The organism is Streptomyces sp. NPDC030809 (assembly GCF_055572195.1).
Genome location: NZ_JBVIDV010000021.1, coordinates 61,356 through 75,956 on the forward strand (window position 1 = coordinate 61,356; position 14,601 = coordinate 75,956).

Annotated in this window: 12 protein-coding genes and 1 pseudogene; 8 read left to right on the forward strand and 5 right to left on the reverse strand. The window is 74.1% G+C overall.

Annotation, left to right across the window (positions count from 1 at the left end; genetic code table 11):
* Window positions 1–129: 129 nt before the first annotated feature.
* Window positions 130–2,898, reverse strand: coding sequence for a helix-turn-helix transcriptional regulator (locus tag ACZ407_RS25790; protein ID WP_468132173.1), 2,769 nt, complete (start codon window positions 2,896–2,898; stop codon window positions 130–132).
* A 580-nt stretch (window positions 2,899–3,478) separates the two neighbouring features.
* On the opposite strand from ACZ407_RS25790, the gene ACZ407_RS25795 reads away from it, so the two are divergent.
* Window positions 3,479–4,081, forward strand: a complete 603-nt coding sequence (locus tag ACZ407_RS25795) for a hypothetical protein (protein WP_468132175.1) — start codon at window positions 3,479–3,481, stop codon at window positions 4,079–4,081.
* Between the two features lie 45 nt (window positions 4,082–4,126).
* The gene (locus ACZ407_RS25800) at window positions 4,127–4,609 is read left to right on the forward strand and encodes a hypothetical protein (RefSeq protein ID WP_468132177.1); all 483 of its coding nucleotides are present in this window, start codon (window positions 4,127–4,129) and stop codon (window positions 4,607–4,609) included.
* 64 nt (window positions 4,610–4,673) lie between these two features.
* Here the strand turns inward: ACZ407_RS25800 and ACZ407_RS25805 are convergent, their stop codons facing one another.
* Window positions 4,674–5,774 (reverse strand): ArsR/SmtB family transcription factor, encoded by a 1,101-nt coding sequence (locus tag ACZ407_RS25805; RefSeq protein WP_468132179.1) that lies wholly within the window; start codon window positions 5,772–5,774, stop codon window positions 4,674–4,676.
* A gap of 149 nt (window positions 5,775–5,923) precedes the next feature.
* Between ACZ407_RS25805 and ACZ407_RS25810 the strand changes: the two genes are divergently transcribed.
* The 3 genes from ACZ407_RS25810 to ACZ407_RS25820 all read left to right on the forward strand — a co-directional run bounded on the left by ACZ407_RS25810 (window position 5,924) and on the right by ACZ407_RS25820 (window position 8,563).
* Window positions 5,924–6,394 carry an aminoacyl-tRNA deacylase gene (locus tag ACZ407_RS25810; RefSeq protein ID WP_468132181.1) on the forward strand — a complete coding sequence of 157 codons (471 nt, stop codon included), beginning with the start codon at window positions 5,924–5,926 and terminating at the stop codon, window positions 6,392–6,394.
* Between the two features lie 109 nt (window positions 6,395–6,503).
* Window positions 6,504–7,139 (forward strand): LysE family translocator, encoded by a 636-nt coding sequence (locus ACZ407_RS25815; RefSeq protein ID WP_468132183.1) that lies wholly within the window; start codon window positions 6,504–6,506, stop codon window positions 7,137–7,139.
* A 164-nt stretch (window positions 7,140–7,303) separates the two neighbouring features.
* Window positions 7,304–8,563, forward strand: a complete 1,260-nt coding sequence (locus ACZ407_RS25820) for a chymotrypsin family serine protease (RefSeq protein ID WP_468132185.1) — start codon at window positions 7,304–7,306, stop codon at window positions 8,561–8,563.
* A gap of 418 nt (window positions 8,564–8,981) precedes the next feature.
* Here ACZ407_RS25820 and ACZ407_RS25825 read toward each other — a convergent pair whose 3' ends face one another.
* The gene (locus ACZ407_RS25825; RefSeq protein WP_468132187.1) at window positions 8,982–9,440 is read right to left on the reverse strand and encodes a hypothetical protein; all 459 of its coding nucleotides are present in this window, start codon (window positions 9,438–9,440) and stop codon (window positions 8,982–8,984) included.
* Window positions 9,441–9,780: 340 nt separating this feature from the next.
* Window positions 9,781–10,041 (reverse strand): hypothetical protein, encoded by a 261-nt coding sequence (locus ACZ407_RS25830; RefSeq protein ID WP_468132189.1) that lies wholly within the window; start codon window positions 10,039–10,041, stop codon window positions 9,781–9,783.
* Between the two features lie 285 nt (window positions 10,042–10,326).
* Here ACZ407_RS25830 and ACZ407_RS25835 point away from each other — a divergent pair, with 285 nt between their 5' ends.
* The 3 genes and pseudogenes from ACZ407_RS25835 (at window position 10,327) to ACZ407_RS25845 (ending at window position 12,975) form a co-directional block, all read left to right on the forward strand.
* Window positions 10,327–11,889: an InlB B-repeat-containing protein gene (locus ACZ407_RS25835; protein WP_468132191.1), complete on the forward strand. Its 1,563-nt coding sequence runs from the start codon at window positions 10,327–10,329 to the stop codon at window positions 11,887–11,889.
* A gap of 150 nt (window positions 11,890–12,039) precedes the next feature.
* Window positions 12,040–12,374, forward strand: a pseudogene (locus ACZ407_RS25840) (helix-turn-helix domain-containing protein); the annotation flags it as partial.
* A gap of 22 nt (window positions 12,375–12,396) precedes the next feature.
* Window positions 12,397–12,975 carry a maleylpyruvate isomerase N-terminal domain-containing protein gene (locus ACZ407_RS25845; RefSeq protein ID WP_468132193.1) on the forward strand — a complete coding sequence of 193 codons (579 nt, stop codon included), beginning with the start codon at window positions 12,397–12,399 and terminating at the stop codon, window positions 12,973–12,975.
* Window positions 12,976–13,042: 67 nt separating this feature from the next.
* Here the strand turns inward: ACZ407_RS25845 and ACZ407_RS25850 are convergent, their stop codons facing one another.
* A complete protein-coding gene (locus ACZ407_RS25850) occupies window positions 13,043–14,467 on the reverse strand; it encodes a DUF5685 family protein (RefSeq protein ID WP_468132195.1) in 1,425 nt (474 codons plus the stop codon).
* Window positions 14,468–14,601 lie beyond the last annotated feature (134 nt).

Sequence of the window (14,601 nt, forward strand, 5' to 3'; positions counted from 1 at the left end):
ACTGTCCACCGGCCGCCGGACCGGGCGCATCCGTCACATGTCGTCATGTCCCCCGGGGTGCCACCGTGGATCGGCCAGAGGCGGGAATGCAGTCAAACGACCGTTCCCGCAGGGCCGCCGCCGGGGCGATCATCGGACCGGTACGGATTCCTCGGTGCGGCTCAGGGCGTCGCGCAGGGCCGCGCGGGTCGTGATGCCGAGCTTGGGGAAGGTGCGGTACAGGTGCGAGCTGACGGTGCGCGGCGACACGTGCATCCGCCGGCCGATCTCCTTGTTCGTCAGACCGCTCGCGGCCAGGTCGGCGATGCGGCGCTCCTGCCAGGTCAGTGCGGCCGGGTGCGGCGCCGCGGTGCGGGACGGGGTCCCGGTCTCGCGCAGTGCCGCCCGGGCCCGCTCGTACCAGCCGGCGGCCCCCAGCCGCTCGAACGCCTCGGCCGCCGGGACCAGGTACTCCCGTGCCGGCTCCGGCCCTTGGGCCCGGCGCACCCGGAGACCGTGCGCGAGCCGGATCCTGGCCAGCTCGAACGGGAAGCGGTCGGCGCCGGGGTGGGAGGCCGCCCGCGCGAACATCTCGGAGGCTTCCTGCTCGTCCTCGGCGGTCATCGCGAGCGCGCCGTAGGTGATCAGGCCCTGGCGGGGCGACACCGCCGCCAGCCCGCAGTCGCGGGCCGCCACCGCGTGCGCCCGCGCCTGCTCGGCGCGTCCGCTGTGCCGGGCGGCCTCGACGAGGTCGAGGAGCGTACGCGGCGCCTGGTACGCGTACGGCCGGAAGGCACCGGGCTGCGTGATGCCGATGGCGTAGAGGTAGGCGGCCTCGTGGTCGCCGGAGCCCAGCGCGGCGGTCGCACCGGCGGAGTCGGCGAGCTGGGTCAGGAACCCGAGCCCGCGCGGGCGGGCCCAGGCGTCCACCTCGGCCTGGAGGTCCCGCGCCCGCCCGGCCTGCCCGCGCAGCGCGGCCAGTTGGGCCAGGTAGGCGCGGCTCTGCATCGCGAACAGGTGGTGGCCGTGCTCGGCCGCCAGCGCCAGTCCCCGCTGCCCGGTCTCCTCGGCCGCGGCCCATTCCCCGGCCGCCGTCTGGTCGAGCATGATCTCGTGCAGCATCACCATGCCGGTGGCCACGGCCCCCGTCTCCAGCTCGCGGTCCACGACGCGCTCCAGGTGCGGGCGGTAGTGGTGCAGCAGGTCGAGGTGGTACGCGGCCACGCCCAGCCGTGCGACGTCCCAGGGCTCCAGGTCCGGCAGGTTCGCGGCGGCCCGCCGCACCGGCTCCGCGCAGCCGGCCCCGTACCGGGTCACGTCGCTCCAGGTGGCGCTGTAGAGCCGCGGCCGTTCGCCGACGAGGCCGCCGAGGGAGGCGAGGAGCGCGTGCGTGCTCTCCCAGACGGCCCGGTCGCCCCGGTACTGGCTGATCGCCAGGAGGAGGGTCACCAGCCGGTCGAGGACCTCCCCGGACGCGGTCGGCCCGCCGTCGCGCAGCCTCTCGATCGCCGCCGCTACCTCCAGGTGGGTGGAACGGACGTCCCCGTCCTGGTAGAGCGCCTGGTACGCGGCCGCCAGCACCGAGGCCGACGACTGCGCCGCACCGCGGACGAGGTCCGCCCGGACCAGCCGGTGCGCCTGGCCGAGGCGGGCGGCGTGGCCGGCGACGAAGGCCGCGTCGGCCAGCCGCCGGGACCGCGCGCCCTGGTCCTCGCTGAGCTCTGCCGCCCGGCTCAGCCAGGCCACCGCGGCCAGCGCGCCGCCGCGCCGGGTCGCGGACTCGGCGGCAGCCTCCAGGATGCCGGCGACCTCCTCGTCGGGATCGACGGTCGCCGCCGCCAGGTGCGTGGCCCGGCGTTCGAGGTTCCCGCGGTGGACCTGCGCCAGCGCCAGGTGCGCGGTGCGCCGCTCGTGCGGGGTGGCCGTCTGGACGACGGCGGAGCGCACCAGGGGGTGGCGGAAGACGAAGTCGCCGGTGGCCGCCCCGACGTCCAGCAGCCCGGCGGCCACCGCGGCCTCGGCCCCCCGCATGCGGTAGCGCGTACCCGGGGCGGCGTCGGTACGGCTCGGGGTGCCTGCGCCGTCGAGCGCGCCCCTCAGCAGTTCGTACCGTACGGGCTCGTCGAGGGCGGCGATCCGGTCGGCGAACAGCCGCTGCAGCCGCCGGGACAGCGGCACGCCGTGCGGACCGGCGAGGTCTTCGGCCGGGAGGCCGCCGGACCGGCCGGCCACGTGGGCGGGGAGTTCCAGCAGGGCCAGCGGGTTGCCCTGGGCCTGTTCGAGGACGATGCTCCGGAGTCGGCGGTCGAGCCCCGGGTGCCGGTGGTCCAGGAGGTGGGCCGCGTCCTCGTCGGCGAGGGCGGCGACCGGCAGTTCGGGAAGTGCGGCGGTGTCGAAGCGCGAGGTGAGGTCGGTGCGGACGGCAACCAGCAGCTTCACCCGGCTGCCGGCCAGGCGGCGGCCCACGAATCCGCACACGTCGGCGCTGGAGTCGTCCAGCCACTGCCCGTCGTCGAGGACCAGCAGCAGCGGGCGCCGGGCGGAGGCGAGCGCCAGCAGGTTGAGCACGGCGATGCCGAGCGTCATGACCGACGGCGGCTCCCCTCGCCTTCCGCCGAACACGGCGTCGAACGCCGACCGGTTCCCGTCGTCCAGGCACGCGGCTTCGGCGAGCAGCGGATGGAGGAACTGGTGCAGCCCGGCGTAGGGCAGCGCGGACTCCGCCTCGACTCCGGCGGCCCGCAGGACGAGGTGGCCCTCATGCTCGGCCAGGGCGGCTGCGCGGCCCAGGAGCGAGCTCTTGCCGACGCCCGCCTCCCCGCGGAGGACGAGGGCCCGGCCTTCGGAGGACCTCACGAAGACCGCGAGCTCCGCTTGTTCGTGTGCGCGGCCCACCATCGCCGTGGTGATCGGTTCCATGCCCGTCCTGTCCCTTTCCGTTTCGGCTCACCGGCGTGCGGCCCGCGCCTGTGGCGGGGGCCGGGCCTGTGCCCGTGCCTGGGCCCGTGGCTGGGCCCGCGCCGTGCTTGTGCCTGTGCCTGTGCCTGTGCGACCGCGGGGCCGCTGGGCCGCGAAGCCGCTGTGGCGAGCGGGCCGGGCAGGGTCGCGGTCCGGGGCCCCGACCCCGGCCCGGCACATGGGCACATGGGCACGTGCGCACGGCAGGGGATGCCGGTCGGCATCCGCCGCTCACGATCCCGGGCCGGGGAGCCCGTCGAACCGGTGCCGGACCCTGGCCCCCACGCGGGACCGGTACGGGACCCCGGGCCCCGGCCCCGGCCCCGGCCGGTACCGGGGCGGTGGCCCGGGAGCCGGTGTCGGCCTCGGGCCCGCGCGCCACCGGTCGTGGCAACCTTCTGGCTAAGTCGCGCCTTCACGATCCGAGCACAGCATGTCCACGTCATCCCCGTCTTAGGGTGAAGCCCGATCCGCCGCTCGGCCGTCCCACTGACCAGCCGGCATCGCGCATGCCCGGCGCCAGGACTGGAGTGAACCGACCATGCACCCTCGACACCTGTTACAGCGCCTCGCCGCCGCGGTCGTCCGCCGCGGTGTCGGCGCGACCGTGAGCGCCCTCGCGCTCATCGCCGCCTTCGTCCTCGCGGGCACCGCCGCCGGCACGTCGAACGCGGCCGCCCAGCCGGCCGGTACCACCGCCGTGGGCCAGTGGGCCTGCGCCGGCGCGGCCATCCCGAACGGCTACGTGCTCACCGCCTACAACAAGGACAGCTGCAGCGGCTGGGGCTCCTGGTACCAGCAGCCGGCCGCGGACGGGCTCTGGACCTGCAGCGGCTCCCCGATCGTCACGGGGTACGTCACCACCGACTACAGCAAGTACGGCTGCAGCGGCATCGGCGCCTGGCGGCACAACCTCGCCAAGGACGGCATCTGGACCTGCGGCGGCTCACCCATCGTCTCGGGCTACGTCGTGACCGGCTACATGAGCCTCTGGTGCAGCGGGGTCGGCGCCTGGTACCACGAGCTCCCGAAGGTCGGCCTCCTCACCTGCCCCTACTCCCCCATCCCGGCCGGCTGGGTCTCGGGTCCCCGCTGGCCGAACGGCTGCAACGGCCAGGGCGGCTTCTACCTCTCCCGCGCCTGACCCGACTTCCCACCCGGGACTCCGAGGACCCCTCGGAGTCCCGGGTTGCCGTTCCGGGCGCAGCGGACCGGGTCGTGTGCACGCGCCGGGCGGGTTCCTCGCAGCAGGCTTCGAACCACGGTCCGGCGACGGGTCACCAAGGCCGAGGACTTCATCGTCAGCACCAAGCTGATCCGCCTCCTGCTGACGCAGTTCGCGGAGAACGCCGAGCTGTACGCCGTCCTGGCGGACCTGTTCGACCCGGCGGGCTCGGAGATCCACCTTGAGCCCGCCGGCGACTACCTGGTTCCCGGTGCCGAGGCGAACTTCGCCACCGTCGTCGAAGCCGCACGCAGCCGCGGGGAGACCGCCATCGGCTGCCGACTCGCCGGACACGACGACCGTCCCCCGCGCTACGGCGTCCACCTCAACCCGTGCCGGTCCCGACCGCTGGTGCTGCGTGAGGGCGACCTGACCGCGGCGGAGGCGCGTGCGGGCCCGCCGCAGTGTCACCAGGTGAGGATGGGTGTCGCGACGATCACCCTCTGACCGGCCTCGCCGTCCCCGCCGAGCCCGGGCCGGGCCCGGCGGGGACGGGTCTTGCGGCCTCCGCTCAGGTCTCGGGCCCGGGGGCCAGGGTGCTGAGGGCGGCGGCGATCCGGTCGAGGCGGGCCGGGTCGAGGGCGTAGAGCACGTAGTAACCCTCGCGGTGGGTGGTGGTGAGTCCCGCCTGGGTGAGCTGGTGGAGGTGGCGCGAGGTCACGGAGGGGGACAGGCCGAGGAGGGTGGCGAGCTCCTGGGTGGTGCGGCTCTGGACGGCGAGGTGGGTGATGATCTGCAGCCGCGGGGCCGCTGCCAGCGCCCGCAGCGCGGTGAGGATGTCCTCCTGGCTGGCGGGGCGGGCGGCCGAGGCGGGCGCGAGGGGCAGCGCGGGGTAGGTGATCCGCAGGGGCCACGGTGGGTCGCAGGTGACGCGGACGTGCGGCCAGACGTAGTGGCTGGCGGTGAACGTCACCGGGTGTTCGCGGGTGACGGTGAGATCGTGGTCGTGCGGGCGGTCGAGGCGCAGGGTCCGGCGGCCGGGGTCGACGCGGATCTGCGGGGCGAGGGTGCGCAGCATCGGGAACAGCCCTTGGTGGGCAATCCTGGCGCCGGAGCGGGCGATCGACTCGTACAGGGAGGGTTCGATGCGGTCCCACTCGTCGGCGAAGGCCGCGCTCCAGTAGTCCTCCAGGACGGTGAGCACGTCGTCGAGGGCCGGGAGGGGGTCGGTGAGGATGCCGTCCAGGCGTGCTGCCCGACCCGGGTCGGTCTGCCGGAGTGCGGTGAGGGCCGCGTCGCGGGCGACGGGGTCGGCGACGAGGTCGTCCGCTGCGTGGCGGGTGGCGTGGACGAGGGTCCGGGCGAGTTCGGCGGCCAGCAGGGCGGGCGGCACTGCCCGTACGGCGGCGAGCTGCCCCGCGAAGTCGGCCTCGTGATCACCGGCGCGGCTCTCGAAGAACGCGGGGATGTAGTCGGCCACGACGTAGCCCTGCTCGCGCATCCTGCGGCGCAGGACGGCGGGCAGGCGGCGGCAGCGCCGGACCCAGGGGACGTGCAGGGCGTGGTGTCCGGGGTCGGTGAGGACGTGCCAGGAGTGGACGGCTTCGAGCAGGGGTGAGACGGAGAAGGCGATGTCCTCGTCTGCCGTCTCGGCGAAGCGCAGGGTGATCACGATTGCAGGATTCCACAATCAGTTGATCGCAGCCCGCCGCGTCGATCAGGCTCGGGAACAGACCGAGAGGGCCGTCCGGCCGCAGGTCACCCCTCCCTTCCCTCCCCTCCCCTCCCCTGCCCCGAGCGAAAGGGCTCAGGTCTCCCCCCATGAACACGCCCGAGGCGCTGTGGCGAGCCGTGCTGGACACGGACGGTTGCGCGTATGCCGTCCACGCGCACTCCCCCGCGCACAGCGTCGCCGAACGGCAGGCCCTTCCCTTTCCGTGGTCGCAGGCGGTCAAGACGCTCGCCTTCACCACCCCCGATGTCGCGTTGCTGCTCGTGGTGCTGCGGGCGCAGGACCGGGTGGACTTCGCCCGCCTGGCGGCCGTACTCGGCACCAGCCGCTCCCGGCTGCGCCCGGCGGACCCCGAGCTGCTCGCGGCGGAGGGCCTGGTGCCGGGGGGCGTCCCGCCGGTCAGCCACCGGCCGGGGGTGCCGTGCCTGATCGACACCGCGGTCGCCGAAGCGGACGGGCCCGTCTACTGCGGCGCGGGGACGGCCGACCGCACCCTCCAGATCGACTCCGCCGTCCTGGTCCGGCTCCCGCGCGCCCGAGTGGCCTCGGTCTGCCGGTAGCGCCCACAGGCCCACACCCCGGACCGGCCCCCGCGCCCGCCGCCCCCGCCGCTCGACAGCTCGACAGCTCGACAGCTCGACAGCACGTCAGATCAGGAAGCACCCGCCGATGGTGAGTACCGAAAACCTCCTCGCGTTCGCCGCGATGTCCCTCGTCGTGATCGCGATTCCCGGGCCCAGCGTCCTGTTCGTCGTCGGCCGCGCCCTGGCCCATGGCCGCCGCACCGCGCTCGCCACCGTCCTGGGCAACCTCCTCGGCTCGTACGCCCTCGTCCTCGCGGTCTCCCTCGGCGTCGGGGCCCTCGTCCAGAGTTCCGCGATCGTGTTCACCGCCGTGAAGCTGGCCGGCGCCGCCTATCTCGTCCACCTCGGTGTCCGGGCATTCCGCCACCGCGGCCGCCTGCACGCCGAGTTCGAGACCGGGGCGGGCGAGCGCCCCGGCGATCTGCGGACGGTTCTGGACGGCCTGCTGGTGGGCGCCACCAACCCCAAGGGCCTGGTCTTCTTCGCCGCGGTCCTCCCGCAGTTCGTCGACCACGGCGCCGGGAACGTGCCCCTGCAGATGATGGTCCTCGGCCTGGTTGCGGCCGGGATCGGTCTGATCTGCGACACCGCCTGGGGCTTGGGGGCATCGGCCGCGCGCACCTGGTTCGCCGGCTCCGACCGGCGCCTGTCGGCGATCGGCGGCGCGGGCGGCATCGCACTGATCGGCCTCGGCCTCACGGCGGCCACCACCCGAGCCTGACGGCCCCCCGCTCCGCGGGCGCCAAGGTCCCGGACGGACGGGACATCCGCCCCATCCGGCCGGGACGGCCGAAGGTCGAGCATGGGCATGCCACAGCGCGGGAGTGAGGGGGACGGCGGCCGCCGTACGCACGCTCACCGCGCGACCAGCCAAGGGGGGTTTTCATGAGGACGACATCCGCATTATCGGCACCCGGTGGGCGGCGGGTCCGGCTCGCGGCCGTGCTGGGCGCAACGGCCCTGGCCGTCTCACTGGCGGCGGGTACGGCCGCCACGGCGCAGGGCGCCGGGCAGGGCCTGGCCGGGTCGAAGCCCGCGGGCGGCACGGCGGCGTCGGCGGCCGCGCAGCTGCCGGCCGACGTGCCGGGCGGGTTCCGGTCCTGGTCCGAGCTGATGGCCGTGCAGAAGAAGCTCGATGCGGCCGCCGACCGGGTCGTCGCCGCGCACGGCAGCGGCTACGCCGGTGTGGTCACCGCCCCGGAGAACCGCGAACTGCGGCTCTACTGGCACGGGACGGTCCCTGCGCCGGTGGGGCGGCTGCTCAAGGACATCCGGCGCACCGTCCCGGTGCGCGTACTGCCCGCCGCGTACACCGAGCGCGACCTGCTCGCACAGGCCCGGCGGGTGGCCCGTACGCCCGGGGTGGTCTCGGTCGCGCCCAACACCGACGGCAGCGGCCTGACCGTCGCCACCAAGGACGCGGCGGCGTGGAAGGCCCTGCCGAGCACGGTCCCGCTCACGCGCACCACCGCGCGGCCGAGCGCGGCCTCGCGCGGGGCGGACACCTCGCCGTATTGGGGCGGGGCCCGCTGGAACGGCTGCTCCAACGGCTTCGCCGTGAACACCGCCGGCGGCGGCCGCGCCATGCTGTCGGCGGGCCACTGCGCCGACGACGGCAACCAGGCGTACAGCGGCGGCGGGCAGTACATGGGCGACGTGTACGGCACCGACAAGGGGCGCGACACGCTGCTGATCGGCGCCTGGTCGGGGGGCCGGATCTACGACGGGGGCGTGGGCACCGGCGAGTTCTCCAAGCCGGTCGTCGGCGCGCGGCACAGCTACACGGGTGACTGGCTCTGCGACTCGGGCGCGTACTCCGGTGCGCAGTGCGGCATCCAGGTCAAGGCCGTCAACCAGCTCCTCAACATCGGCTACTGGGTGTACCCGACGGTGATGGCCGAGCAGACCGATCACACGGGGGCGATCGGCAACGGGGACAGCGGCGGCCCGGTCTTCGAGCTCAACTGGCCGGACCACCCGGACCAGGTCATCGCCAAGGGCACCAACACCGCCATCGACCTGAACACCGAGACGGCCTGCCAGGGCGTTCCGGCGGGCAACGGACGCCGCTGCGCCTGGCGCTTCTGGTACGTGGACGTGGTCAACTCCCTGAACCGGTACGGGGTGAGCATCACCACCGGCTGACCGTACGGAAGCCGGGTCGTCGTCCGGACGGCCGTCCGGACGGCCGTCCGGACGGCCGTCCCAAAACGACTGACCGTCAGGAGACCGGGCCGGACGGGGTGTCGGTGGGGTGGTGGCGGTGGCCCGGAGAGAGATGCGGGGGACGGCGGCGGCCTTGCGCGCCAGCAGCGCGCGGTCGTCGCCGGACCTGGGCGGGGACCCGGGCTCGGGCTCGGCCCCGGACCCGGGCGCGGGCTCGGGCTCGAGCGCGGGCGCAGGCGCAGGCGCGGGCTCGGAACGATGCACGAGCGGCTCGGATGACAAGGGGCGGTGCGGGTCGTCGCCCTGTGCGGTCCGGCTCGGGTGGCAGTGGCCGCAGGTGCCGGCAAGAGGTCCTGAAGTCCGGCCGCAGGCTTCGGCCCCGGGACCGGCTTCGGCGTCAGGCGTTCTGCCCGGCCCGGGGGGTGCTGCCGAGGTGGCGGATGACGAGCACCGCGAGGTTGAGCACCCCGCTCGCCACCGGCGCCTGAAGGGCCACGACGGGGGCGGGGACGGGGGACTGCCAGGGATCCGCGACCGCCCACCCCGTGAACACCGCATGGAGGATCGCCGACACCCCCAGGAGCAGCCGTGCCAAAGGGGGCGATGCGCCGACGGTCCTCCGGTGGCGGGGGGAGAAGATGCCGCGACGGGTCCACAGCACCCGGCCCAGGAACGCTGTGAGGCACACCGCGGCCGCGCCCGTGGCCCACTGCGGAGCCGTCCATCCGGTGGCGAGGAACGACCAGGCGGACAGGAACGGGACCCCGACCAGGGCGAGCGTCACCAGCCAGAGCCGCAGGACGTGGCCCCGACCCGTCAGCCGCGGCGCCGGTACGGCGGCCTCGGCCCGCCCCACCGCGCTCCTCTGCGGCGGCAGCCGGGGGCCTCCGCGGCCTCCCCGCCCGGTGTCCCGCCCTGTGTCCCGCCCGGTGTCGTGCCCGGTGTCCTGCGCGGTTCCACGACCGGCCGGGGAGGGGGAGACGGCTGCGGCCGCACGTCTTCTGATCAGGGGTCGTGCCATGTACAGCGAATATAGGCCCGCCGAGCCGTCGTGCGCGGCCCTCCGCCGATTCCCCGAGTGCGCTACAGGTCGAGGTCGCGCCTTGCCGGTGTGCGTGCAACTCCCGCTTCGTCCACGGGGCTTCCCGTCCTCGCAAGATCCCGGCGCTCACGGCACAGTTGCGGCCCGGACCGCATCAGCTCGCGAACATCGTGACCAGGACGACCGGGCCGATGAGCGCGACGGCGCCGAACGCGAGTCCCAGGGCGCTCTTCGCCACGCCGATCCCCTTGGCCAGGCCCAGGAGGGCGAAGGTGCTGGCGAGGGCACCGAAGAGCACGGCGAAGGCGATTCCGATGTACCCGGAGAATACGGCTGCCAGGAGGCCTGCGATTCCGAGGAGGAGTGAGACCGGGCCGTAGAGCGATGCAGGGCTGTCGGCATCTCCTGCAGGCATGAGAAACCCCCTTGATCGGCGACCGGACTCACCGGGCCCATGCTACTGCGCACGGGATCCCGACCGGGGTGGGCAGCGGCGCCGACCCTTGGCCAGCGGCAGGCGGCAGGCGGCAGGCGGCAGGCGGACCCTGCCGCCACCCCGGTCAAAGCCCCGCCACCCGGGGGGAAGCGGAGGCGGTGACGGAGTGGCGGAGTGACGGAGACGCGCCGGTCGAGTGACCTCACCCTTCCGAACGGGCATGTTTCCGGCATATGCGGGGACACCTGTGGCTTTGTGTGCGGCATGAGTTCTCCCAGCCGTTCCCGCCGAACCCGCCTGATCGCGCTCTGCGTGGCCGCCATGGCCGCTCTGCCCCTGGCGAGCGTCTCCGCCACCGGTGTCGCCGCCGCCCCAGCCGTCACCCGGACCCCGTCGCTCTCAGACGGGGACGGGCCGGAAGTCCTCCGCGACCGCACCGTCCCGCTCGCTCTCGACGCCTTCCGGATGCTGTGCACCGCGGCCCCGTTCGGCGCTCCGCGCGAATGGGCCTTCGACTTCTTCGACAACGTCGGCCTCACCGCCGTCGAGGACGGCATCGACGACGACGCGGGCACCCGCACCTGGTCCGGCCACGTCAAGGGGAGGCCGGACACCAGCGTCATCGTCTCCCTGCGCGGAGTCTGCTCCACCGACCGCACCCCGCCCGGCACCACCCTCGTCGAGGTCGTCGCCGACCTCGGGGCGCGCGTCTACCATCTGGAGACCCTGCCCGGCCGCCCCCTGCGCGCCCGCATCACCGAGGAGGACCCGGCCAAGCAGCCGCACCACGCTCCCGACGACCTGGCGGTGGCCCCGGCGGCGCGCACCGCTCCCCGCAGCACCCTCGCCGGACGGGCCGCGGCCACTCCGCAGGACCCGGCCGTCATCGACGTGATCGCCGGGTACACCCCCCTCGCCGTCCAGCGTGCGGGCAGCGAGCAGCAGGTCGTCAACACCATCTACTGGGCCGAGCGCAAGATGAACGAGGCCCTCGCCGACAGCGGCGTCCCGGCCAGCATCGACGTCATCGGCACGTACAACACCAACTACACCGGCGACAACACCTCCTCGCTGATGTGGAGCAAGCTGAGCAACCCGCAGGACTCCGCTCTGGGCGCCGCCGCCGCCGATGCCCGCCGCCGCTACGGCGTGGACCTGGTCACCGTCGTCAACAGCGTTCCGGGCCAGTCCTCCGGACAGGGCAGCCTGCCGGTACGCGGCAACTTCAACGACAGCCTCGCCTTCTCCGTCGTCGACTACGACTCGCTCACCGGCTGGTACAACCTGGGCCACGAGATCGGCCACAACCTCGGCCTCTTCCACGACCGGCGGACCCTCTCCCAGCAAGTCCCCGACGGCAGCTGGATCAACGAGCTCAACACCCCGTACGGGACGGGCTGGATCACCTCCGACGAGCAGCACACCGACCTCATGGCGTACTCCACCTCCTGCCGCCGGCCGTGCCGCACGGAGAACGCGTACTCCGACCCGGGCCTCAGCATCTACGGCCAGCCGCTCGGCAACGAGAGCAACAACAACGCCAAGCTCGCCCGCCTCACCACTCCCATCGTGGCCGGCTACCGGTCCCTGACCATCCCCCGGACCCGCTACGCCCTCACGCTCGAAAGCTCCGACGGCGGCAGCGTCCGGCCCTCCGTCTACGGCCCCTACAAGCCGGGCACGGTCGTCGCCATCACCGCCACCCCGGCCTCCGGGCACCGCCTGGCGGCCTGGATCTACGACGGTCGGCAGTACGCCCCGAACAGCCAGGTCAACGTGACCATGGACGCCGCCCACACCCTCAAGGCGGTCTTCATCGAGGCCTGAGGCCCGCTCTCTGCGCCAAGAAGGCAGCCGCCGGCTTCCTCGCCCCGTGCTGCACGACCGTCGGCCAGGGCGGCTCCACCCGGGCCGCCTTCGCCAGAGCACCGTCGTGGAGTTCGCGACGGGCCTGCTGCCGTCGGCGGCTCCTTCCCGGCGCGCTTGGTCCAGGCGGGCGATGACACCGTGCGCGACGTGATGCACCGGTTCAACGAGATCGGCCCGGCTTGCCCGGACCCTCGGTGGGCGGGAGGCCGTCCCCGCCAGCTCAGCCCGGATGACGAGGACTTCGCCGCGGCGACGGCCGCCACCCGCCCGACCGAGCTCGGCCGGCCCTTCACCCGCTGGTCGATCCGCAAACTCGCCGCCTACCTGCGACGCGTCCACGGCCGGACGATCCGCATCGGCCGCGAGGCATTACGCCTCCTCCTCGCCGCCGCGGGAGCACCTTCCAGCGCACGAAAACGTGCAAGGAGTCCCACGAGCCACAGGCCGCAGCAGTAGCATCTCGGAATGCGCAATCCGGACAACCAAGACGTCGACAAGGCCGTGGCCGAGATGACACGAGTACTCGGCGCGCACGACACTCAGGACTGGTCGGTGCCGGCGGGTTCGCTGGAGTGGAGCTGCTGGACGACGGCCGCCCACATCGCGCACGACCTGCTGGCCTACGCCGGGCAGGTGGCGGCCCGCCCCACGGACGCGTACCTCCCCTTCGACCTGGCCGTCCGCCCCGGCACCTCCCCGGCCGAGGTGCTCCAGGTAGTCACCGCCTGCGCAGGGCTGCTCAGCAGTGCCCTGGCCACGGCCGATCCGGGACTGCGCGCCTGGCACTGGGGGCCATGCGACCGGGCGGGTTTCGCGGCGATGGGCGTCGCCGAAGTCCTCCTGCACACTTACGACATCACCCAAGGCCTGGGTGTGCCATGGACGCCACCAGCACCGTTGTCCACGAAGGTGCTCCACCGCCTCTTCCCCGACGCCCCGCCCGGCGACCCAAGCCAGGTCCTTCTCTGGTGCACCGGCCGGGGCGAGCTGGACGGCCGCCCCCGCCGCGCCTCATGGAGTTGGCAAGCAGCTGTTTCTGACTGATCGGTCCACATGGGCAGCCCAAGATGCGCCCGAACTCCGAACACCGTGAACGTTCCCGGTCACAGAACTAGTCGCAGCAGTCGCAGCAGCACTTGCACGGGTTGCAGCAGCCGCCGCCGTCGCCGCAGCCGTCACCCGAGCCGCCGCCGGAGCTGCCGCGGCCGCCTGAAGCCCCGGACCCGCCGTAGCCGCCGGAGCCGTGGCCGCCGCCCGAACCACCGTAGGGGCCGCCCGAACCGCCGTAGGGGCCGCCGGAGTTGCCGCCGCCGTGGCCGCCGAACCAGCCGTCGCCGCCGGAGCCGTCACGGTTCGAACCGCCGCTGCGGTTGCCCTCGCCGACCGGCCAGGGGTCTCCCCCGTCATCGACGCTGCACCGGCAGCAGCTGAAGCACAGCCGACAGCCGGCGCACCACGGGCGCCACTCGTGGCACCGGCGGCACTGCCCCTCCGACGGGCTGCCCGACGCCGTGGGCCGGCCGCCCGCGGAAGCCGTGCCTGCGAGCGCCCCCACGCCGCAGGCCGTACCGGTCCCGGACACGGACGCGGTCTCCGAGGGTGCTTCCGTCGCCGTACGGCGTCCCAGCCAGGGCAGCATGCGCAGGACTGGTTTCTGGGGCCGGTGCCGGTGGTGGCGGTGCCGCGGGTCGAAGGCGCGGTCGACGGCGCGCTCCAACTCGCCGCCCAGCAGGGCCTGCACCAGCCGTCCGTCCACGAACTCGGCGTCGGACAGGGCGAGTCGGATCCCGTGGACGGCGTCGTCGCAGAGTCGGCGCACCTCCGCCAGGTCCGCGCCGGTCACGGCGATCGGGTTCCACGCGCCCGAGGCCTCGTCCGCGGCCAGGTCCTCCACCGCGTCCAGCAGGTGCGCCAGCCGGCCGAACAGGCGGCCCGCTTCCGCGAGCGGTGCGGCGTTGCCCGGGCGGTCCGTGAGCACCGCGGTGTACGAGAAGGCGGCCGCGGTCGCCGTTTCGGTGGGCTCGGTGACCGTCAGCAGCGACCCCCCGGGCCCGGTTGCCCGCTCGACCTCCGGCTGGCGCTCGACCGCCCCGATCAGCACCGCGGTGTCGAAGCCGAGCCGTTCGCCGCCCGCGGCGCCCGCACGGTCCCAGCCGCGGGCGATCCGGCGGGCCGCCAGGGCCACCGGACGGCGCCCCACCAGGCCGTCCCCGTCGGCCACATGGTCGCGTATCTTCGCCGCGGCCAGCACCAGCGACACCGTCGCCGCCAGCCGCGCTCCCTCACCCTGCGCCACGTCCGCCGACCGCATCCCGCGCAGCGGGCACGGGCCGGCGCCCCGCCGCCAGTCGCCCGTGCGCTCCGACTGCGCCTCGGTCAGCACCGAGACGATCAGGCCGTCGTAGTTGGTGGCCACCCTCGCGAACTGCCCGTATTCGCCGCGCAACGCGAGGCACAGCCCGCACAGGTGCGCCATCCACTCGGTACGCAGGCCCTCGCCCAGGCGATGGCGGCACGGCCTGATGATTCCGAACACCGAAGTTCTCCCCCGTAAGAACAGCTACCCGGCGTGACGTCAACACGCCCTCGACATCCTAGATGTGGCGCCGATGGCCCCGACCTGCGGGATCCGTACGGACAGGTCGGACCTTGAAAAAACGGACCGGCGGT